Raw genomic sequence first — 19,966 nt, forward strand, 5'->3', positions numbered from 1 at the left:
GGGACGCAGTCACTGCTCCGCCTCAGGCGATGCGATGTGCGCGATGCCGTCGGGGAGGCCGGGGTCGTCGACCATCAAGAACGCGTAGTGCACCGCCTCCCACAGCGGTTTCACTTCCGAGGGCCGCCCCCCCAGCGTGCACACCAGAGCAGACAGCACCCCCCAGTCGGGCACGTCGCGGCCCGACAGGACGAGCCGAGCCTCCTTGGCGCTCACCGCCCTGCCGCTCAGCATTTCAATCCGTTCAGGGCTCGGCGACTTCGCCGCCCGATACAGCCCCCGCACCGCCGCATGCAACTGCTCAATGGCAGCAGGGGCAGGCTGCCGCTGCGGCACCGTCATCCCGTGGGCCGCTTCGAACAGCACCCGCAGCTCCGCCGGGTCGGAGCCGAAAATCTTGCTCAGCGCACACACCAGGTCCCAAGTCGGAAGCCGGTCCCCGGACAGGACCCGCGAGATGAACGACGGCGACAGCATGGCCAGATCCGCCACCTCGCGGATCGTCTTGCCGCTCGCGATCTGCAACTGGGTCAGTGCCGAAGCGAGCATGCCCACCGGGCCGGCCGTCTCCCGCCGGTCACCGCCCGCGTTCTCCCATCCCTCCCCGGTGGGCACGGACCGCGCAGCGCGCCACCGGGTGGGAGCAGCCTGCTTGTCGTTGGCGTGCAGCACCATCATCCGGGCGACTCGCTCCGGTCCCCACCGTGCCCGGGCCGTCTCCGGCGCTACATGCGCGGCGCGGGCCACAGCCTCCCATTTCTCACCCCGGTGCCGGGCGTCCTGAACCGCAGCAGCGGTGTAGATATCCAGCTCCCGGCGGATCGCCTCAGCGCGCTCCAGCAGCGTTCCCAACTCCTCCTGACGCATCTCGCTGTCCACCAGCTGACCCGCCAGGCGATGGACCTCCGCAGCAACTGCACTGCCCAACGGGCCCTGTTGCTCAACGAATTTCGTCTGGCTGGCCCGCCGCTGCCTCTGCGCACGTCGGCGGCAGGCGATGCCGCAGTACCGGCGCCGCCGCCCGGCGCCCACCTTCTGTACCAACGGACCGGAGCACATCGCGCACCTGTCCGGCTGCGTCGAACTATCTGCCACCACTTTTCCCTTCCTGGCCGGCCCGCTCACTTTGGCTTCCGGCGTGCGGTGGGCGCCGGGGCCATGCTCGGGGCCCACGGCACTGGTTCAGTCCAGGCGCGCCCAGAAGTATTCGAGCCGGGACCTGCCGGCTGCGGCAGCTGCGACCGCCGCGAACGCCACACACCCTGCGGCTGGCCAGCCGGAGCCCTGAAGAACGCAGGCCAGGGCCAGTACGACAATGGGGCCCAGGCTGAGCGTGACAGCGAAGGCACGCAGGCGTGCGTAATATCCGCTGCCGCTGCTACCTTCCACGCGTGCTCCAGACACCACGGTGCCGGACACAACATTGCGATCGGTCATCGGTTTCCCTCTGTGGAATTGACGACGGTTCAAAATGCGGAGGGGTCCCGGCCTGTCGGTAGCCAGCCTTGGCCCGGGACCTCTCCGACGCGACCCTAGCGCGCCCTTGCCGCGCTCGGCCAACAGAGTGAGACGTAAAGCGGGAAACGACCGCACCATCGTGCGAAAACCGGGACGACGACACCCTCCCCGTATCCCAGAAGGTCACTTCGCAACTCTTTACGATCGAATGCGCAAGAGACTGGTCGCTGGAGTTTCGAAAAGAGGCGTGATACATGTACGCCGTCACCTGAAAATCCACGCAGGACGCTCCGGCGTACGCCGTCGCCCTACGCTCACTACCGCTGGCGAAACCATCCCACCATGCCGCACCAATGTTGGAGCCATGGCCCAGGACATGACGCTCATCAACCCTTGATACAGGGTGGCTCTGGCCTGAGAAGCTGTATCTCAACAGAACTGATCCGTTGATTTTGCTGGTCAGGCATGGTGTAGCTCGGAATGAGAGAAGCATGCGGCGTCTTGTTTCTGCACAGTGAGCGAGGGGCGCGCGATGGCGTCAGTGCTGGGAATGCTGGAGGAGCGGGAGACAGCGGGCGGTGTGCGGGTGGAAGGGCTACGGGAGGAAGTCACCCGGTGGGCTGAGGTGTTGGAGGCCGCCGAGATCGAACTGGACCGGCGGGTGATCGCGCGGGAAGAGCTGGTCGAGGCCCTGGCAGCCTCGGCTGCCGAGACCAGCGCCGGGTCGGAGGCCGAGGAGAAAGCGGTGCTGTCGCTCGCGCCGGCGCAAGGGTCGACGGTGCCGCCTTGGGGGCAAGGGCTGCCTGTGATGGTTGTGGCGCCGGACTATCAGTGCATTCTGGGTGTGCTGGACCAGCAGCGATCTACGGGCCACGGACCGCTTCGGGCCAAGGAGATCGCGGTGGATCTGGGCCTTGATGCGACGCCGCGAAAGTCGAGGGACTGCGGTCGAATGCCCGGCGCCTGCGGAGCGCGGGGGGCTCCTCCTGGAGGCGTCGGGGGCGGTGAGTGCCGGCCGGCGCACACTGGCCGTCCCGGACGCCGGCTCATCTGCGTGACCGTCGGCCACCGGCTCATCGCCTCGCCGGTGGCGAGCAGGGCTTCGTAGTTCCGGGCCAGACGCGGGAGTTCATCAGCCACGCGAACGTGCGCCCGGCCACCCAGCGCCTGGGCAGCACCACGAACCCCGCGATGCCATCGGTGTGCTTGACGATCTCCAAGGTCAGGGCGAGTTTGTCCCGGCACTAACGAGCTCGTGCACGGTAGGCGGGGAGACGTCGAGGATGGCGGCGGGGCTCGGTGTTCACATCTGCCGCGCCGACGTCAGGTCCGCGGTTTGCTGGTGGGACAGCAGGCCGGCGACGGCCTGGACGGTGTCGCTCATGTGCTCGCGGCGGCCGAGGCGGCGGGTCAGAGCTCGCCAGTTCTTCAGGTGAGCGATGCCGTGCTCGACGCGGATGCGTCGTGAGGAATGTGCCTTCCGCTGTCGCTCATACATCTCCTCGTACCAGTCCGGAGCGTTCTTCTTGAACTTGCGGTGCGGCGGTGTCACCACCTGACCGCTGGTCTGCGCGCCCAGGCCCTGGTAGCCGGCATCGGCGAGAATTTCCACGGCGGCCCCGTCGGCCAGGAGCTTGACCAGCCCTAACTGGCGAGCGTGGGTAATGTCCGCGCAGCTTCCGGGCTTGGTCGGGCTGCAGAACAGCACCCGGCCGTCCCCGTCCGTGAGCACCGTGGTCTTGACGGCGTTCTGCTTGCTCTTGCCGGAGATGAACTTGTCCCGGTCCTTGCGCCTGGCGGCCGGCCGCCGGACCCGGATCTCGGTGCCGTCGACGATCCCGGTCCTACCGTCGGAGCCGAGGTGGTCGACGACCTCGGCCAGCGTCCGCAACCGCACGCCGGGACTGACGGTGCAGCCTCGCTCGGCGAGCAGGGGCCGCACCTCACCGACGGGGCGGGTGATGGTGGAGCGGTCCACGCCAAACCAGCAGGCGAGCACGTCGTGTGTGGCCCCGTGACGGAGGTGCACGAGGGTGGCCAGGAGCCGGTCGACGAAGACCAGCCGGTGCTTCGCGCCGGCGCCTACGGCCCGCTTCCGCTGCCTGGACGCAAGCCTGGCCTGATGCCGTTCATGCCACAACGGGCCCAGCTTGGCCACGAGTTCAGCGATCACGCCGGCCGACAGGCCAGTGATCCTCCGGTCGCTGATGATCGCTGCACGAGACGCGTTCCCCACCACACGACCATGATCGACGATCAGGAGCTCGACGCCTCCCCGCCTACCGTGCACGAGCTCGTTAGACGTGCCGGCGTGCCGTCGCGACGAAGGTGTTGATCAGCTCCTGGGTCGCATCCCGACAGGCGACCACGTCGGCGCGGTTCGCTGCGCGATCGATCTTGCCGATCGCCGTGAAGGCGTCGGCCGCGGCGGTGGCCAGCTCGGGATCGTCAGTGATCAGTTGGAGGCGGTACAGGGCGTGTTCGGTGCTGGAGCGCAGCTCGAACGAGAGTCTGCGCAGGGCGACTTCGTCGTCGGCGTCATTGCCCTCGTGCACGCAGAACCAGTGGTGCAGAATGGCCCGGCGGAAGTTGACCAACAGGCCGGAGTAGGTGCCGTAAGCGTCCAACCGCTCCTGGCGCAGCCGTTCCTGACGCGAGTTTTGCTCGGTGCGCTGCGCGGACCGCTGCTGGAAGACGTGCGTCACCGTCGAACCCAGCAGGGTGCCGAGGACAGCGATGACGGGTGTGGCTATGCCGCTCATGAGGCCCTATGCAACCAGATCAGCGGCACGATCGCTGTGTCTCACGGCCGCCGTCCCACACAATGATCAGGCATCGATGCAGATGGCGAACGCTCGGCTGGCCAAGTCAACCGCTCACTGGCCAAGTGAAACGCTCAGTCACAAAACCCTTGCGGCCGGGTTGGTGGTGTCGTGTATCGGGACGTCGACTTCGTAGAACTCGGTGCGCGCCATGACGCCCATCTCCTCTCCGTGCCAGTGCTTGAGGGGCCACCGCGCCCGCCCGGGCCTCCGTGGTGCGGAAGCGCCGGGCGGCACGGAGCGTCCGTCACGCTGTGAGGGGGGCGGCTCAGAGGTCGAGCTGGATGGTGATGCGGCGCCGGGGGTCGTCACGGCCGTGGTGGACGGTGCTGCGGTGTGCGGCCAGGCCAGCGCGCCCGCCCTGGATGGGCAGGTGGCAGTCTGGTCAGCCGTACGCCCGCTCATCTTCCTCCAGGAGATCGGCCGGGGTCAGGGGATGCGGGTGCGGGGTGTCGGGGCGGCTTATGACGTCCCTTCGTCGCGGGGTTGTGTGGATGCGGCGTTTATGGGGACGCGATGCAGGCTCCGGGTGGTCAGGTGGTCGATACCGACTCCGAGGAGGACGGCCGTTGCGATACCGACCAGGGCCCAGACGATCGGGGCCGCATCTCCGGTGACGGGCCTGGAGGCCAGCACGCCGACGACGGTGGCAAACGAGCCGATGACGGTGAACGCGACCGTGTACGCGGCGACCCGGACGAGGATGATGTCCATACGGCTGACCTTCATCGCACGCTCCGGTCGGCTTCATGCAGAGCGTGGTCGTCGGTCTCCCGGGGAGTGTCGTCGAAGCCGCCGTGGACGTCGCACACGCTGTCGTCTCGGTGGTCCAGCTCGCCGCTGAGCGCGCGGGGCAGGCAGATGACGCTGTAGGTCGGCGCCCAGGCGCGGCCGCTGCATTCGGGGTCGACCGGGCAGGAGACCAGCACGTCGAACCCAAGGTCGCCCTCGCCGTGGTCGTCGGTGCGCAGGGCGACGGTGAGGTACTGCTGACTGAGGCGGACCTCGCTGACGCGGTCGCCACCGGCGACGTTCGAGCCGGGCTTCCACCGCCATATCGGAAGGATCTCAGGTCCGAAGAAGCGGCGGACGAGGAGGAGGCCGCCCAGGCCGCCGCTGCCGTCCAGCCTGAGGTCGGCCTGCCGGGCCTGGCTCAAGCGCTCCATGAACGGCAGCAGCTGGCAGAGGCTGTCGGAGAAGACGACCTCGGCGTACAACGTTGGGGCACCGCGGGTGGGTGAGCCGTGCCTGAATGGCACCCCGCGCCCGTGTCGGGCGGCTCTCGGTGATCTGGCCTGCCTACGTCTCCTCGGCCGCCTGCCCGGGTTCCGCGGCGGCGTGGATGAGTTGGCGAAGGGCGCCGTAGTAGACCTCGTGGCCGACGACGGCGGGCAGGACGGCGCCGAGCTGTCCGGTGAGTACCGGGAACTCCTCTGGGTCAAGCGCGGCCAGCGCGAGCCGGGTGGCGGTCTGGGCGGCCTTGGGGTCGCGGTGGTTGACGAAGCTCGCGCTGCCGAGGGTGATCCGCCAGCACATCCCCGACCTGGACACCGTGGTGGTCGCGGTCGGCGGCGGCGGCCTGTTCACCGGCGTCACCACCGCCGCCCAGCACCACGGCATCCGCACCGTCGCAGTCGAACCGGAGAACTGCCGCGCCCTCCACGCCGCCCTCCAGGCTGGCGCCCTCATCGACGTCACCGTGGACTCGATCGCCGCGGACTCCCTCGGCGCGCGCCGCACCTCGGAGATGGCCCTGCACGCCGCCCGGCAGGACCGAGTGCACTCCGTCCTCGTGCCGGACACCGAGATCATCCGCGCCCGACAGGCACTGTGGGACCACCGCAAGGTAGCCGTCGAGCACGGTGCCGCCACCGCTCTGGCCGCGCTCACGTCACCGGACCGCCACGTCCCCGACCGGGACCTGACGGCCCGGCCCGGCGCTGTGAGCCGGAGCTACCGGCCCGGCAACGGCGAGAAGGTCTGCGTGGTGCTGTGCGGAGCGAACACGGACCCCTGCGATCTGGTGAATCGGCCCACCGCACACTGATGAGCGGCCCGAGGGAGCAGGAACTCCGTCGGCGCTGACGGAAACGGGCCCGTCCGGGCGTGGTTGCTGCGACTCGTTCCCGGATACTGGGGCAGGCTGCTCGCGGGTGTGCTCAGCGGCTGTCCCGGCGTTCCGGCCGCCTGCACCGGCCGTGGGTTCGGCCCGCGCTCTGGATGTCCTGGAGTGCCCGGCCGCCCGCCCCGGCCGCACCAGGTGCGGCCCTCGGTGATCTTCTCGCACGTGCTGGTGATCTTTCGGCTGTTCGGGCGCGTTGGCCGCAGCCCGGCTCCTAACGTTCTTCCACCGGTGTCGGGCTGCGTCGAGGGGTGGTGTGGGCGTGCGGGGGAGGAAGGGCTGGCTGGAGGCTCTGCGGGTTCTGCGCGACGCCGAGGTGAAAGCGGAGTGGGGGTGGGTGCTGTCCGGTCAGCTGCGTCCCCAGCAGCAGCAGGCGGTGGAGGCGGCGGCCGGGCAGGGGCTGGCGGAGCTGGCGGACAGGTTGGTGCGGGCGGAGTTGTCCGCCCATGCGGGCCGGCCCATCTTGTGGGCGGCGCGGCTCACCTCGTACGGCCATGACGTTCTGACGTACACCGACGCCAGCCCCGTCCCGGTGCGGCAGTGCCCGGCAGAGGGGGAGCGTTTGGTCGAGCTGCGGCCGGCGGAGATGGACGCCTTGCGCGTCTATCTGAGCAGCGGAGCGCGGCTGCGGGTGCCGCCGGCGGCTGGGTTGGCGGAGCGGGTGCGGACCGCGTGCTTTGACCGGGCCGGCAATCGGTGGTCGCTGTGCCTGGACGAGGAGCAGGTCAAGTCGGTGGCCTATGCCTTCTACCTGCGCTCGATGTGCGGTTCCACAGCGGAGGCCAACCGCTTCGCCAGGCAGTACGGCGTCGTCTTTTCACCCTGACCGGTCGACGGGCAGTTGCGACTGCCCCGGCCTGACCCGGACCACCCCAGGATCTGGCAACCTCTCTCGCCCGCCGTTCCTGGCGCACGCCGCGGTGGCCGGGGGAGGGACCCGAAGGATAGCCCGACACATCCCGCACGAGCACCTGGTCGCGGGTCCCTCCACCGCGCTGCGGGCGGGGGCCCTGACCGCGGACGCTCACACCGTCGCCCGCCCCACGCGCGCCCAACAACACCACAGACACCTGATTGGCTGCCCTGGCCGGCGCGCCAGGGATGGCCGCACGGTGTTGGTGGTCGCCCGGCATGACTGCCACCACCCACACTGGGCAGCGCGGGGTGGGTGGCGGCCGCCGACGGTGTGGCTGTTACTTCAGGCCGAGTCGTTGTTCGGCGGTCACCCAGTCTGAGGTAATGGCTTGCTGGGCTGCTGTGAGGGTGACTCGTCCGTTGCAGATGGCTGTGTGCAGGCGGGTTTCGACTTTGTCCTTGTCGTTGTTCGGGCCGGCGCCCGGGCTGTGTCCGGGGCTCGGCGGTTCTACCCAGAGGTTGCGCGGGTCGTTCGGGTCGCCGCCCAGTTGCAGTGAGACCAGGTGGTCGTACTCGGCGTCGTGCAGGCTCGCCTTATCGGTCTTGTAGCCGTACGAGGCGGCGTTCGCGAGCTTCTCACGGCCCGTCACCGAGGCCGGGGGACGGATTTTCGAGGTGTACCCGTGCGGGTTGCAGATGGTGGCCTTGAGGGTCTGGGGGGTGACCTTCGGGTTGAGTGCACCGGGGGTGCAGTGGCTGTCGGGCAGCGGCTGGGCGTGGTCGTGCCGGTAGTGGCAGGTGCCTGGTGCCGGCTGCTTCTGCACGGTGTAGTGGTCCTGGGGGCCGGGCCCGTAGGGAAGGGACGAGCTCGTGGCGCCGGCCGGGCTCGCGCCGAGGGCGAGTGCGGCACTGGCGGCAAGCATGCCCGCAGCAGTGAACGCGCGGTGTTGACTGGTCATGGACTCCCCGTTCTGCAGACCGCGGAGCACACCGGCGGCGCGGTCACTTCCACCTCTTCGTGTGGTTTGGCCTGTGATCTACGGCCGGTGATGAGCGGCCGGACCAGAACCTACCCCTCTGGCCGCGGAAGTGACCAGCCATCATGTGACGCTGTACACCCCTCGGTGGGTGGGGCCATTGGCGGCGGACCGCGAGATAACGGAGATGGGCGGCATGCCAAGAGCGCGGGGCCCTTCGGCGCCTCGCACCCGATGACGGTGAACGAGACCGGGACGGCCGGCCACGACCAGGAACCGGGGAAGCTCCGCGGCCTCCACATCCAGGGTCTGGTTCGCTCACTGGGCGGCCGCGATCTTGCAGCCGCAGACACGGCGGGCTCGCGGGTGGGCTTCACCGGGCGCGAAGGCCATAAGCGGGCGGAGGGTCGTGGGCGGGCCCACCACGGCCATTCGGGTCTCGTTGCCCGGCGAGGTGGGCCGTCTGGCGTCCCGCGGCGGGGCTGCACGCCGGCGGGGCCTCCTCCTGCATCAGCAGGAGGAGGCCCCGCGGTGGCGGTGGGGGGTTACTTGAACCAGTAGCGGACGCCGTGGTGGTGGGAGCAGGTGCCCTGGGAGTGGCGTGAGTACGAGAGCGAGGCGTCCTTGCACTTCGCGGTCTCGTACTTGTTGCTGGGCTTCTTGCTGTGTGTCCAGCCGCATACCCCGGTGGTGTGGTGGACGCAGTGGTGGGCGGTGTTGGTGGACGGCAGCGTCGCCGCGGACGCGGCGGGTGCGCTGAAGAAGACGCCTGCGACGGCGATGGCCATGGCCGAGGCGGCAAGACGAGCGCGCAAAAGGGACCCCCCTTGAAGTCGAGCGAATACGGGGGGACTCTATCCAGCCTGCAACGCGTATGGGCGTGTTTGGGATTAAACGGTCGCGCACCGCGAGGGGGGGTACGACGTGACGCTCAGAGGGCGAGGGCGCCGCCGGGCCCGCGGGGGCCTAGTTTCGGCCCCCCCGGCGGGCCTGCGCGGTGCCAGCGCCTTGCGCACCGGCGACGGCGGCGGCAGCCGCTCGGTGGGCACCACGTCGTAGGAAACACCGTCGACCGGCCGTACGTGCTCGGGGGCGCGTACCCGCACCCGGTACTCATCGGCCTGGGCATCGCCGTCCAACTGGTGAAGAGGCAGTATTCCGCGGGCGCGCTATTCGGGAGGGTGGCCGGAAGGTGATGATCCGTTTGGGTGACAGTCCGGCGACTTGGCCTCAGATCAGTCCGGTGTCTCGATTATCGGAGCTGTGATCAAGAACATTGCGCGCTTCGCTACCGCGCTCAGCCTGTCTGCCGCAGCCCTGTACGCCGTTCCCGCCCAGGCCGCCGATGCCGACGTGCACGGCTGCTCTGAGGGGAAGTACTGCTTCTATTCCGAGCCTGACTACCAGGGCATCAAGAAGGAGGTCGTCCTCAGTCCACACCAGTGCTACAAGGCCAACGTCGGGTGGCCGGACGGCACATCGTCCCGGCCAGCGGCCATCGTGAACAACCGAAGCGAAGTCAGCCAGCTCGAAGCCTTCGACAACGACTCCTGCCAGGGCCAGCCCTACGCCCTCCTGCGCTATAAGAACAGCGCGCCCAAGATCAGCGACCGTGCCAAGTCCTTCCGCGTCGCGCCGGTCTGCGACATCGGCCACGTCTGCATCTACGAGAACAAGGACTTCACCGGCAAGCGCTGGCAGATCGCGCCCCCTTACACCAACCGATGCTACTCCGCCGCTGATGACGCCTGGGGCTACGGCTTCTACAACGCCACCAACTACACGGCCACCTTCTATCGGTCCGTCCTGTGCACCATCCTCCCAACCGAGGGCATTTCGGCGGGGCGGTATGGATCCTTCAACGACCAGGTCCACCTCGTGAAGATCGACTAAGAGTCAGCGGGTCCTGAGGCCGGGCGTCCCCGAGGCGCCCGGTCCCGCCCAGAAGCATTGCTGGGCCGTCGTACACGAGTGGTCCGGCCCGCAACCGTGGATGGGGGCTCCGGGCCGAACCGCTGTCGACTGCATGGGCTTGCAGTTGCCCGTACGTGTGACTGAGCGCTTTCGTTGGCCAGTGAGCGCAACACCCGGCCGGTGGTGTTCGGCAGCCACGCGTCGCCGAGCACCACACACCCCGCGCCTCCGTGTCCGATCACGGGGCGTACCATGGCGCCGCTGAGCCGCGAAGAGGGGGGCCTGACCTGTGGCTGGTGGTGCAGTGATCATCCCGTTCCTGGCGTTCTTTCTGGCCATCCCGCTGGCGATGCTGTCCTATGCGGTCGGCAAGAAGACGTCCCAGAAGATGGGCTGGCTGTTCGCCTCGGTCTTGGTTGGCCTGCCTGCTGTGCTGCTGATCACCATGTTCATGCCTCGAGGTGGCGCCTCCGACCCGTCGCGTCCCATCATCTACGGGAATCCATACGAGCCCGGCTCGATTGCGGACGCCCAATACAAGCGCGGCTACGACTTCGCCGCCGCTCTCGCCAAGCAAGGGGAGAACCCGGGATCCGGCATGGCGGACGACGTCTATCTCTGGTGCCAGGACCGGCTGACGCCGGCAGCAGGCTTCAAGGGCAAGGTCACTACGGCGATGATGCAGGGCTGCATCTGGGGATCCCAGCAGCGCTCTGCACCTCCGTCGAATGCGCCGTAAGGCCAACTAGGTGGTGTCTTCAAGTGATCTTGCCTGGTGGATCATGGTGTCGTGATACGTCGTCATGAACTGTCGGATGCCGAGTGGGAGTTCGTCCGGCCGTTGCTGCCCGAGTCGTTGCGGGGCCGGAAGCGGCTGGACGACCGCAGGGTCCTGAACGGGACGTGTGGAAGTTCCGGACCGCCCGCCAGCAGGCTGTCCTCGCCGGCCAGGCCGGATGGCGCGACCAGGCCCTCGCCCTCGCCCTCAACGCCGCAGACGACCCCGCCCTCGGCGAGGCCGGAGCCGCCGGTGCTGCGCAGCGAGGGCTGCTCATCCAGTGCACCGCCTACACCGTCGCCTACCAGGGCGACCAGCAGGGCATGCGGCAGCTCACCGCCGGAGCCGCCGCCATCGCCAGGACTCTCGGCACACCTGCGGGGCACCGCGGGCGGCTTCAATCCCGCCACGGTCCCACTGCATCTCATCAGCGCCGAGTACAAGGCCGGAGATCCGTCAGCCGCCATCGCCGCGGCCGACGCCCTCGACCCGAAGCTCCTGCCCACCGTCGAGCGCCAGGCCCTCTATTTCATGGACCGGGCGACCGCCTACGCACGCTGGGAACGCCGGGACGAGTGCATCGGCGCGCTTCTGGAAGCCGAACGCCTGGCTCTCGAAGAGACCCACGCGCGCCCCGCTGTGAAGGCCATGCTGAGCGGTCTCCTCGTCTCGGGCCGCACCACGCCGGAGCTGCGAGGCCTCGCGGCCCGCTCCGGCGTGCCCGCCTGAGTATTGTCCCGCGGCGCACGGTCCCGGTGACCGTGCCGATCACCGCTTCCGTGGTGTCCCGGCGGCGCACCTTGTGGCCGAGCGGCTGACTCTGTCAGGGCCCGGACATGAGTGGGAAGGCGTACGGGTCATCACCTCATGAGCGTGGGGTCTGGAGGCATCCCGCCCGGTTCGTACGTCTCCGCGAGGAAGGACGTCGCCGCGTTCGGACAGGTGCCAGCCTTGGGCTGACCGGCAACGATCAGCCCGAGAGCCCTTGGCGGCGTCGGCTGCGCGGCAGGCCCGGCACAGCGGGGGGCGTTGGGCCCGTAGCGGCAGGTCAGCCCCAGGCAGCGCGCGCAGTAGCCGACCTGATTCGGGGAGCAGCCGAGCAGCAGAGCGGCGGCAGCCCGGTCCGTTGAGGGGCGATGCGTCTGGGCACCGCGGTCATGCGTCCGAATGTACGGCCGGCCCACCGCGCGGGCAGTTCGGCACCTGATGCTCATGCCAGGTCCATGCCCAGCTCGGTGTCCGGCCGGCAGAAATCACACGCAGTGATGGCCGGGTCGGTGAGCGCGGCCCGCGCCTCGTCGGCCCGGATCCGGTGGGCCGCGCCCTGGATCATCGAACAGTCAGCCAGGTGGACGACGGCCGGCTCAGGTCCGTGCGGAGTCCGCTTCTGCTCTATGACGTAGGCGGGCAGGGCCGAGTCCGGCAGTGGGCCACCCCCCTCTGGCTTGCGCCGCAGCCGGGACTGCTGAGGCGGACGCTCGGCCCGGGCAAGGGCTCTTCGGACGGCGTCCCGCTGGAGCCGCAGGTAGATGCCGACCGCGTCGGTCTCCGCGATCTGCCGCTCGAGGTGCACCAGGATCGCCCGGAGCCGCGACGGGTCAGGAGGAAGTTCGGACATGCCGGGCACCATGAAGGGCTGCCCAGCCCGCCGACCGCTGGCCCTGCACGTACGGGTGGAACAGCGCTTCCGACGACCGATGGGTGAACCGTCGGCGGAGGGCGGTGCGCGGCCGTACGGCCAGCTCCCGGTAGGTGTCGTGGCATGCCTCTTGCGTTGGTGCGAAGTCGTCGGGAATCGGACTCATGGCCAAATCCAATCATGTGTTCGATTTCAAATGCATCCGTGGGAGGCCATAAGCTCGCCGGGTGATTGAGACCATCGTGTTCGATGTCGGCGAGACGCTCACCCGGGATGACCGCTACTGGGCTGCCTGGGCTGACTGGCTCCAGGTCCCTCGCCACACCCTGTCCGCGCTTGTCGGTGCCGTCGTGGCCCGAGGCCAGGACAATGCGGAGGCTCTCAGGCTTCTACGTCCCGACATCGACGTCGCGGCTGAATATCGTGCGCGGGAGGCGGCCGGCTGCGGCGAGCGCCTGGATGAGACCGACCTGTACGACGACGTCCGTCCGGCGCTGGGAGCCCTCCGTGAGGCTGGCATCCGAGTGGTCGTTGCAGGAAATCAGACCGCCCGCGCCGGGGACCTGCTTCGCGCGCTGGCCTTGCCCGCAGACCTGATCGTCACGTCAGGCGAGTGGGGCGTGGCCAAGCCTCAGCCGGAGTTTTTTCAGAAGGTCCTCGAGGTCGCCGAGGCGCCAGCCGACCGCACTGTGTACGTAGGCGACCACCCGGCCAACGACGTGCACCCGGCGAAGGCGGCCGGGCTGCGGACGGCGCACCTGCGGCGCGGCCCGTGGGGGAACCTCTGGGCAGACGCGCCTGAAACGGTTGCTGCCGCGGACTGGCGCGTCAGTGGGCTCATGGACTTGATCAGCATCGTGGGGTGACAACAGCTGTGTAAGCCGTCCGAGTTGATGCATCGAGTACGCGCGGTGTTCGACGCGAGTACCGTTTTGTGCGGATGCCCGAACGGAGACACTATGCCCGCCAACACCGACGGGGGAGTAGGCCGGCGGATCGCCTACTACCGAAGCGTCGTCCGCCCAAAGATGACTCAGGCTGCGCTGGCTACCGCTGCCTGCGTGTCCCTGGGTACGATCCGCAAGCTTGAGCGCGGGGAACGCGGTGTCACCGACGAAACACTCCAGGCCATCGCCGACGCGCTCGGCGTTGATCCGTCCCGCCTGCGACACGACCGCGGCCCCGCTCATTCGCAGGCGAGAGAGGGCCTCCCGGCGCTATCGGTAGCAATCGCTGCCTATGACTGTCCTGAGGACGGTCCGGTGCGCCCAATGGCCGACCTGCGGTCTGCGGTGGACATGGCAGAACGCTGGAGGCTCGGCGCCCAGTACACGCGCATCGTCCGTGACCTTCCCGATCTTCTCGCAGAGCTGGCCCGCGCTTACCAGGGGGCGAACGGGGCTGACCGGGCTGCACTGGCCCGACTCCTGGTCAGCGCCTACCGCTCCGCCGACGCAGCCGCCTACAAGTTGGGGGCGCACGACCTGTCGGCCCGCCTTGTGGAACTCATGCGATGGGCTGCGCCGGAGGGCGGCGATCCGTTGCTGTCCGCGTCGGTCGCCTACGTCCGTACCGAGACCTTCTTCGCTGCGCGCGCGCACGCCGCCGGCCTGCGAGCTCTACAGCAGGCCGTCGACGCCGCGCCGGCGCCGTCGATGGCCGCAGAGCGAGCTGTCCGCGGAGCGCTGCACATGAGGGCCGCCGTCATCGCTGGCCGCGCCCAGGACTCGGACGCCGCGGTCGAGCACCTCGGTGAGGCTGAGCGCCTCGCCAAGCTTGTCAAGGAGGGTGTGTACTACGGCACCGCGTTCGGACCCGACTCCGTGAGGATCCACCAGGTGTCGGTTGCGGTCAGCCTTGGTGGCGATCACATCGGTGATGCTCTGGCCGTTACGCACGAGTGGAAGCCCCCCGCTAGCCTGCCGGCCGAACGCCGGTCCGGCTTCTACATCGAGCTGGCGCGGGCCCAGCTCTGGGCCGGTATGCCGGATGGGGCGTTCGAGTCACTGAAAGTCGCCAGGAAGATCGCACCTCAGCACACGCGAGACCACCGGTGGGTACGAGAGGACGCATCCACCTTGCGGCGCCTGCGGCGAGCGGACTCCGAAACGCTGACCGCGTTCGCGGAGTGGTGTTCCGCCACGTGATCTGTCCCTTCCCTAGGTCCTGTCGTCAAATGTCACGCCCACATCAGAATTGATGCCAGGGTGACGGCGGCTTTGTAGGACTCGGCGGTCTTGTCGTACCGGGTGGCGATACCCCGCCACTGCTTCAGGCGGTTGAAGCACCGTTCCACCACGTTGCGGTGCTTGTAGACCTCGCTGTCGAAGGCCGGCGGGCGGCCTCCGCGGCTGCCTCGTCGGGCCCGGTTGCGGACCTGGTCGGCCCGCTCGGGAATCGTGTGGGCAATGCCCCGGCGGCGGAGCCAGGCTCGGATCGCCTTCGAGCTGTAACCCTTGTCGCCCAGGACGTGATCGGGTCGGACCCGGGGCCGCCCCGGTCCGATCCGGGGCACCCGGATCGCCTCCATCACGGCGGTGAACCGGGTGCAGTCGTTGGTGTTGCCGCCCGTGACGACGAAGGCGAGCGGACGGCCCCGCCCGTCACACGCCAGGTGAATCTTGCTGGTCAGACCACCTCGGGACCGGCCGAGGGCCGGGTCGCAGAGCCCCTTTTTCGGGCCCCGGCCGCATGCTGGTGAGCCCGGACGACGGTCGAGTCGACCGACACCAGCCACTCGATGTCGCCCGCCGCGTCCGCTCTCGCCTGGGCGGCTCGCAGCATCCGGTCGAACGTCCCGTCCGCCGCCCACCTGCGGAAACGGGTATGCAGCGTGGCCCACGGACCATAGCGCTCGGGCACGTCCCGCCAGGCCGTCCCGGTCCGGAACTTCCACACGATCCCGTTCAGGACCCTGCGGTCGTCCAGCCGCTTCCGGCCCCGCAACGACTCGGGCAGCAACGGCCGGACGAACTCCCACTCGGCATCCGACAGTTCATGACGACGTATCACGACACCATGATCCACCAGGCAAGATCATTTGAAGACACCGCCTAGTGCTGTGACCGCGAACCTTTGCCGGGTTGCTCGTTGTGCTGAGTGCCAGTGACGGCATTCGGCAAGGGGGCGGGTATGGCATCACCGGTTAGGGTTCGCCGGCTTACAGAGCAGGAGGGGCAGAAGCTGCAGCGGATCGTCCGGCGGGGAAGCACCAGTTCGGTGCGGTTCCGGCGGGCGATGATGCTGCTGGCCTCGTCGGGCGGCAGCCCGGTCCCAGTGATCGCGCAGCTGGTCAAGGCCGACGAGGACACCGTTCGGGACGTGATCCACCGGTTCAACGAGGTGGGGCTGGCCTGTCTGGACCCTCGGTGGGCGGGAGGCCGTCCCCGCCTGCTGAGCATTGAGGACGAGGACTTCGTCATCGAGGCGGCCACCACCCGGCCCACCGTGCTGGGCAAGCCCTTCACCCGCTGGTCAATCCGCAAGCTCGCCGAGCATCTGCGGCGCAACATCGCCCGTCCGGTGAGGATCGGCCGGGAGCCCCTGCGCTGCTTACTGCTCCGCCGCGGAATCTCCTTCCAACGCACCATGACCTGGAAGGAGTCCCCGGACCCGGACTTCGGCGCCAAGCTCGACCAGATCGAGTCCGCGCTCACCGAGCGGCCGGACCGGACCTTCGCCCTGGACGAGTTCGGCCCGCTCGGCGTCCGTCCGATCGCAGGAGCGTGCTGGGCTCCTCGGTCGGATCCGGACCGGCTGCCGGCGACCTACCGACGCACCCACGGCATCACCTACTTCCACTGCTGCTACTCGGTTGGCGACGACCGGCTTTCGGGAGTTGTCCTCGCCGCAAGGGCATCGACCACACCTGGGCGGCACTGCGGTCGATCCGCGCGGCCCGCCCGGACGGCGCCCCGATCTACGTGATCCTCGACAACCTGTCCGCGCATCTGAACCGGCGGATCCGCCGCTGGGCCGACCGGAACAAGGTCGAGCTCTGTTTCACCCCGACCTATGCGTCCTGGGCCAATCCGATCGAGGCCCACTTCGGGCCCCTGCGGCAGTTCACTCTCGCCAACTCGAACCCCCCACACCGTCCAGACCCGCGCCCTGTATGCCTACCTGCGCTGGCGCAACGAGAACGCCCGCCACCCGGACGCCCTCGCCGCCCAACGATGCGAACGCGCACGTATCCGTAGCGAGAAACACATCCGTTGGGGCGGCAGATCTCTCCAGCTTGCGGCCTGAACGGGTAGACCTGCTGGGCACAGCATCAGTCGTCGAACTCAACGCCTGCCGTCTCCGCACGGGCAACAAGCTCGCGAACCGCGCTGGGGCTCGAGATCACAAGCTCAACGGCAGTCTTGAGCTGCGTGAGGTCACTCAAGCTCCCGAGCGCACAGAACATGCCGCCCTCGCTGTCGAAGTCGAGGCGCTCAGCAAGATCCGGCCAGGCGAACTGCACAAAGCTCTCCCAGAAGTACCCGTTCGGCTCGTGTCCGGCGGCAACCACTGCCGCATCAGCGGCCAGGTCGCCGGCATCGAGGGTCAGCGAGTGCTCACCATCAAAGTCATGCAGGGTGATAGTCACGCCGCGATCTCCCCCCGGGCATTCAGACTGCCCAGCCCAGTCAAACTGCTCGTCCGCACCTAACCCGGCGAACCTTTCCGGTCACAGCACTAGGTACCCCTGGCTGGGGTACTTCTGACGTTTCCGCACCCTCACCATTTGTGCACGCGCAGGCACACAGATGGGCACGGAGATGCAGGAGGCACGCTCGCTCACTCCCACGGTTGTCGACCGTCGAGTGAGCATCGTCCGTCTTCACGGCGAGGCGTGCTTCGACTGCGGAGCCGTGAACAGGCCCCTGCACGCGTCGGGCGAAGTAGTCGTCCGCGGTGCCGCGCGCGTCTGGCAGGTCCGCAGTTGCGGCTGCCGACGCGAGGCGGTGCGGAAGGCCCTGCCCACAGCAAGCGCCACGCAAGACCCGGCGACCGCTGACACGGCCCCGGGAGTGGCCAACGCTCAAACCAGCGAGGGAGCGTCGACATGACCAAGACTACGGCCCCAGGAGGGGCCCGCACATCCCCCACCGCAGTGCCACCTGGCTACGCCGTCGTGAAGTGGCTGGCTTCCGCTCATCCCACGCCGAGTGTGGTGCGTCAGGAGTGGAGCAGTGTGGCGAAGCTCGCGCTGATCCCCCTGGGCGTGCGCTTCGACGCGGTGCGTCTACCTGACGCCATCGTGCATGCTGCGGCCGGCAGTGAGGAGCCTGCCGTTGTGCGCGCGCGGCTCACCGACTACCTGGCGGGCGGTCCGGTGGTGCATGACCCGCGCGGGCGCCGCTACTACGCGCTCGTGCCGCCGGGTACTACTGCCGGCTGGGTGTCTCCGGTCGTCGAGTGCCTGGGCACCGGCACCTACCTCGGCGTGCCGCCTATCGACTTCACCGCGTTCGACGGCCGCACGCTGTCCTCGTACTGGGCCGTGCCGGTCGCCTTCGTCGGTGCCTTGTGCCGGCCGGCCGATGTGCTCGCCCTCGTGATGGTGGGCGGCGTCCTGGGCAGCGAGGACGAGGCATGACGGCCGCGGAGCGGACGCTGCCCCTCGACCTGGAGACGATGCGGGCCGCTGTCGACCGCCTGCTCGCCGAGGACGCCGAGCCGCCCCTGCCCGAGGAACTGGAGACGCTCACCCTGCGACTGCGGGGGCATCTCATGGTCCTCATCCCGGAGGTGGAGACGGCCGCCGGGGGCTGCGAGGAGACGGCACTGCGTGCGGCGGCGCTCGCCTGCATCGGTGAGGCCAGGCGCCGCCTCGACGTGGAGCCGAAGGGCACGCTGCCCGCTGGGATCGCGCATGCTCAACGTCTTGCCCGCTCTGTCAGCTCCTTGTGCATCCATGTGGAGAACCTGGGCGCGCAGGCGTGAAAGGCGTCTTCGGCCTGCTGCTGTACGTGGCCGTGGTGACCGCTCCCGTCCTCGCTCTGGTGCTGGCGCGGACTGTGAACTGACGCACCCCCATGGCGGCCGCTCCGGGTCAGGGCCGCACCCCGCAGACCCCGTCTCGCCGGTCTCCGAAGGGGCCGGTGAGGCGGGCCCGTCCTGCCGGTGTCCCGCAAGGCGCCGGCGGGGCGGGGTTCACGAAAGAGGAACAAATGGATTCGCACCCGTCGCGGTCCACCGAGCCGCAGAGTGATCGGGACGATGAGCTGCCGGACAGGGTCAGCCAGCTCATTCTGATCCACGAGATGCCCGCGCCCGGCGAGATGAGCCTGCCCCAGCGCAAGGGCGAGCAGTGCATGTGGTGTCTGGCCACGGCCCCGGTTGAACTGCGCTTCCTGAAGGGCATGACCGACTGGCCGCCGCGCACCTGTGACCGCTGCCTCAAGGCGAGGGCCGCGAAGGTCACCACCTACGTCGCGTGGTTCCAGCACGTCGAGGCGTGCCCGGCGTGCCTGGCCGGTCCGCGGTGCGAGACCGCCGTCCCCCTCGGCGAGGCACACGGGCAGGCGCTTGAAGCGGCGACGAGCAGCCGGGACGTCGTCTGCATCCGCTGTCACATGTCGGTGGACGTCTCCAGCCCCCGCGTCATGCCCCTGCACTGGATGGGCGACTCTTCGTCGCACAACAGCTACATCCACAGCCCCACGTGTGGCCCTGCTCGACACCCGGGCGAGGTGCTGCTCCGACTCGTACCATCGAGCCGCGAATCCGCCGACCAGTTGCCTGGCGAGGGCAGCGAGTAGTGGACGCCGAGGACGGCTAGCAGCTGCCTGTCCCTCCACCGTTCATGTTCGGGTGCGCGAAATGCATGCAGCTACTGCTCAGCCTGGCGACAGCGATGCACGCACCGGCTGGCTGTTTCAGTGAACAGGTGCTCATCGCCAAGCACATCGTCGCTGTGCATCCCGATGACGTGCCCGAGCCGCACAGCCGCCACTGCAACGTATGTCCCATGTACGCCCGTCGTCCCGAGGCGGCCGAGGAGTGGGCGCAGCACTGCACTCGCGACTTGTTTCTCCCACCCCATATCGCCCGGCTGATGTAGGGCCCGGCGTGCTCACAGCCCCACTCGCGAGACGGATCCGTCCCAGGAGGCCTTCCTCCCGGTCCCCGAAGACGGGCACCTCTCGCGCAGCCCGGGGCCGCCCACCGACCCTACGAACTCCGAGGAGTCACCAGCGACGCGATGCCCACCCAGCGCGAGCACGCCGAGTACCTTCTCGTCCGGGGCGCCCACTACATCCTGATCGTCAAGGGCAACCAGAAGAAACTGCGCAGCACGAATGCCCAGGTTAGTAGTAGGCCCTTCAGCCCGAGGGTGTCGACGACGATGTGGTTGTAGGTGTCGGCGGCCTGCTGGGCCGGACGGGTCAGAATCTTCAGCAGCGGGAAACG

Annotated in this window: 21 protein-coding genes and 4 pseudogenes; 13 read left to right on the plus strand and 12 right to left on the minus strand. The window is 68.8% G+C overall.

The window, feature by feature from the left end; all coding sequences use genetic code 11:
* Positions 1-9: 9 nt before the first annotated feature.
* Positions 10-879 (minus strand): helix-turn-helix domain-containing protein, encoded by an 870-nt coding sequence (locus ACZ5CZ_RS36745; protein WP_385848377.1) that lies wholly within the window; start codon positions 877-879, stop codon positions 10-12.
* Positions 880-1,990: 1,111 nt separating this feature from the next.
* Between ACZ5CZ_RS36745 and ACZ5CZ_RS36750 the strand changes: the two genes are divergently transcribed.
* Positions 1,991-2,566: a hypothetical protein gene (locus tag ACZ5CZ_RS36750; protein ID WP_468949096.1), complete on the plus strand. Its 576-nt coding sequence runs from the start codon at positions 1,991-1,993 to the stop codon at positions 2,564-2,566.
* A gap of 195 nt (positions 2,567-2,761) precedes the next feature.
* Here the strand turns inward: ACZ5CZ_RS36750 and ACZ5CZ_RS36755 are convergent, their stop codons facing one another.
* The 5 genes from ACZ5CZ_RS36755 to ACZ5CZ_RS36775 form a co-directional block, all read right to left on the minus strand.
* On the minus strand, positions 2,762-3,697 hold the full coding sequence (locus ACZ5CZ_RS36755; protein WP_385848380.1) for a transposase family protein: 936 nt from the start codon (positions 3,695-3,697) through the stop codon (positions 2,762-2,764).
* A gap of 58 nt (positions 3,698-3,755) precedes the next feature.
* Entirely contained in the window at positions 3,756-4,220 is a 465-nt protein-coding gene (locus ACZ5CZ_RS36760) for a hypothetical protein (protein ID WP_385848381.1), read from the minus strand.
* A 522-nt stretch (positions 4,221-4,742) separates the two neighbouring features.
* Complete coding sequence (locus ACZ5CZ_RS36765; protein ID WP_468949099.1) at positions 4,743-4,994, minus strand: hypothetical protein; 252 nt, start codon at positions 4,992-4,994, stop codon at positions 4,743-4,745.
* Positions 4,995-5,005: 11 nt separating this feature from the next.
* Positions 5,006-5,497 (minus strand): hypothetical protein, encoded by a 492-nt coding sequence (locus ACZ5CZ_RS36770; protein WP_385848384.1) that lies wholly within the window; start codon positions 5,495-5,497, stop codon positions 5,006-5,008.
* A gap of 82 nt (positions 5,498-5,579) precedes the next feature.
* On the minus strand, positions 5,580-5,816 hold the full coding sequence (locus ACZ5CZ_RS36775; RefSeq protein WP_385848385.1) for a hypothetical protein: 237 nt from the start codon (positions 5,814-5,816) through the stop codon (positions 5,580-5,582).
* Between ACZ5CZ_RS36775 and ACZ5CZ_RS36780 the strand changes: the two are divergent.
* Together ACZ5CZ_RS36780 and ACZ5CZ_RS36785 are read left to right on the plus strand one after the other, a co-directional pair.
* A pseudogene (locus tag ACZ5CZ_RS36780) lies at positions 5,803-6,327 on the plus strand (pyridoxal-phosphate dependent enzyme); the annotation flags it as partial. The gene ACZ5CZ_RS36775 and the pseudogene ACZ5CZ_RS36780 sit on opposite strands and share 14 nt — an antisense overlap.
* Positions 6,328-6,664: 337 nt before the next feature.
* Positions 6,665-7,228, plus strand: a complete 564-nt coding sequence (locus ACZ5CZ_RS36785; protein ID WP_468949101.1) for a DUF6417 family protein — start codon at positions 6,665-6,667, stop codon at positions 7,226-7,228.
* A 367-nt stretch (positions 7,229-7,595) separates the two neighbouring features.
* Here the strand turns inward: ACZ5CZ_RS36785 and ACZ5CZ_RS36790 are convergent, their stop codons facing one another.
* From ACZ5CZ_RS36790 to ACZ5CZ_RS36800, 3 genes and pseudogenes are all read right to left on the minus strand, one after another.
* Positions 7,596-8,216, minus strand: coding sequence for a hypothetical protein (locus ACZ5CZ_RS36790; RefSeq protein ID WP_468949103.1), 621 nt, complete (start codon positions 8,214-8,216; stop codon positions 7,596-7,598).
* 563 nt (positions 8,217-8,779) lie between these two features.
* Positions 8,780-9,049, minus strand: a complete 270-nt coding sequence (locus ACZ5CZ_RS36795; RefSeq protein ID WP_385848388.1) for a DUF3761 domain-containing protein — start codon at positions 9,047-9,049, stop codon at positions 8,780-8,782.
* Positions 9,050-9,214: 165 nt separating this feature from the next.
* A pseudogene (locus ACZ5CZ_RS36800) lies at positions 9,215-9,367 on the minus strand (DUF6233 domain-containing protein); the annotation flags it as partial.
* Between the two features lie 130 nt (positions 9,368-9,497).
* On the opposite strand from ACZ5CZ_RS36800, the gene ACZ5CZ_RS36805 reads away from it, so the two are divergent.
* The 3 genes from ACZ5CZ_RS36805 to ACZ5CZ_RS36815 all read left to right on the plus strand — a co-directional run bounded on the left by ACZ5CZ_RS36805 (position 9,498) and on the right by ACZ5CZ_RS36815 (position 11,655).
* Positions 9,498-10,127 carry a peptidase inhibitor family I36 protein gene (locus tag ACZ5CZ_RS36805; RefSeq protein WP_385848389.1) on the plus strand — a complete coding sequence of 210 codons (630 nt, stop codon included), beginning with the start codon at positions 9,498-9,500 and terminating at the stop codon, positions 10,125-10,127.
* Between the two features lie 325 nt (positions 10,128-10,452).
* Complete coding sequence (locus tag ACZ5CZ_RS36810) at positions 10,453-10,887, plus strand: hypothetical protein (RefSeq protein ID WP_468949106.1); 435 nt, start codon at positions 10,453-10,455, stop codon at positions 10,885-10,887.
* A gap of 291 nt (positions 10,888-11,178) precedes the next feature.
* Entirely contained in the window at positions 11,179-11,655 is a 477-nt protein-coding gene (locus ACZ5CZ_RS36815) for a hypothetical protein (RefSeq protein WP_468949108.1), read from the plus strand.
* Between the two features lie 481 nt (positions 11,656-12,136).
* On the opposite strand, the gene ACZ5CZ_RS36820 is transcribed toward ACZ5CZ_RS36815, so the two are convergent.
* On the minus strand, positions 12,137-12,544 hold the full coding sequence (locus ACZ5CZ_RS36820; RefSeq protein WP_385848395.1) for a DUF6233 domain-containing protein: 408 nt from the start codon (positions 12,542-12,544) through the stop codon (positions 12,137-12,139).
* Positions 12,545-12,792: 248 nt separating this feature from the next.
* On the opposite strand from ACZ5CZ_RS36820, the gene ACZ5CZ_RS36825 reads away from it, so the two are divergent.
* Positions 12,793-13,431 (plus strand): HAD family hydrolase, encoded by a 639-nt coding sequence (locus ACZ5CZ_RS36825; protein WP_385848396.1) that lies wholly within the window; start codon positions 12,793-12,795, stop codon positions 13,429-13,431.
* A gap of 93 nt (positions 13,432-13,524) precedes the next feature.
* Complete coding sequence (locus tag ACZ5CZ_RS36830) at positions 13,525-14,712, plus strand: helix-turn-helix domain-containing protein (RefSeq protein ID WP_468949110.1); 1,188 nt, start codon at positions 13,525-13,527, stop codon at positions 14,710-14,712.
* A 32-nt stretch (positions 14,713-14,744) separates the two neighbouring features.
* Here the strand turns inward: ACZ5CZ_RS36830 and ACZ5CZ_RS36835 are convergent.
* Positions 14,745-15,574 (minus strand): annotated as a pseudogene (locus ACZ5CZ_RS36835) (IS5 family transposase).
* 123 nt (positions 15,575-15,697) lie between these two features.
* On the opposite strand from ACZ5CZ_RS36835, the pseudogene ACZ5CZ_RS36840 reads away from it, so the two are divergent.
* Positions 15,698-16,813: pseudogene (locus ACZ5CZ_RS36840) on the plus strand (IS630 family transposase).
* A gap of 25 nt (positions 16,814-16,838) precedes the next feature.
* Here the strand turns inward: ACZ5CZ_RS36840 and ACZ5CZ_RS36845 are convergent.
* Positions 16,839-17,156, minus strand: a complete 318-nt coding sequence (locus ACZ5CZ_RS36845; RefSeq protein WP_385848399.1) for an Imm51 family immunity protein — start codon at positions 17,154-17,156, stop codon at positions 16,839-16,841.
* A 588-nt stretch (positions 17,157-17,744) separates the two neighbouring features.
* Here ACZ5CZ_RS36845 and ACZ5CZ_RS36850 point away from each other — a divergent pair.
* The 4 genes from ACZ5CZ_RS36850 (at position 17,745) to ACZ5CZ_RS36865 (ending at position 19,616) form a co-directional block, all read left to right on the plus strand.
* A complete protein-coding gene (locus ACZ5CZ_RS36850) occupies positions 17,745-18,149 on the plus strand; it encodes a hypothetical protein (RefSeq protein ID WP_385848400.1) in 405 nt (134 codons plus the stop codon).
* The gene (locus tag ACZ5CZ_RS36855; protein WP_385848401.1) at positions 18,146-18,496 is read left to right on the plus strand and encodes a DUF6415 family natural product biosynthesis protein; all 351 of its coding nucleotides are present in this window, start codon (positions 18,146-18,148) and stop codon (positions 18,494-18,496) included. Before ACZ5CZ_RS36850 ends, ACZ5CZ_RS36855 begins: the two co-directional genes overlap by 4 nt.
* A gap of 227 nt (positions 18,497-18,723) precedes the next feature.
* Entirely contained in the window at positions 18,724-19,314 is a 591-nt protein-coding gene (locus tag ACZ5CZ_RS36860) for a hypothetical protein (RefSeq protein ID WP_468949114.1), read from the plus strand.
* 65 nt (positions 19,315-19,379) lie between these two features.
* A complete protein-coding gene (locus ACZ5CZ_RS36865) occupies positions 19,380-19,616 on the plus strand; it encodes a hypothetical protein (protein ID WP_385848404.1) in 237 nt (78 codons plus the stop codon).
* Positions 19,617-19,966: the final 350 nt, after the last annotated feature.

The organism is Streptomyces sp. NPDC031418 (assembly GCF_055581605.1).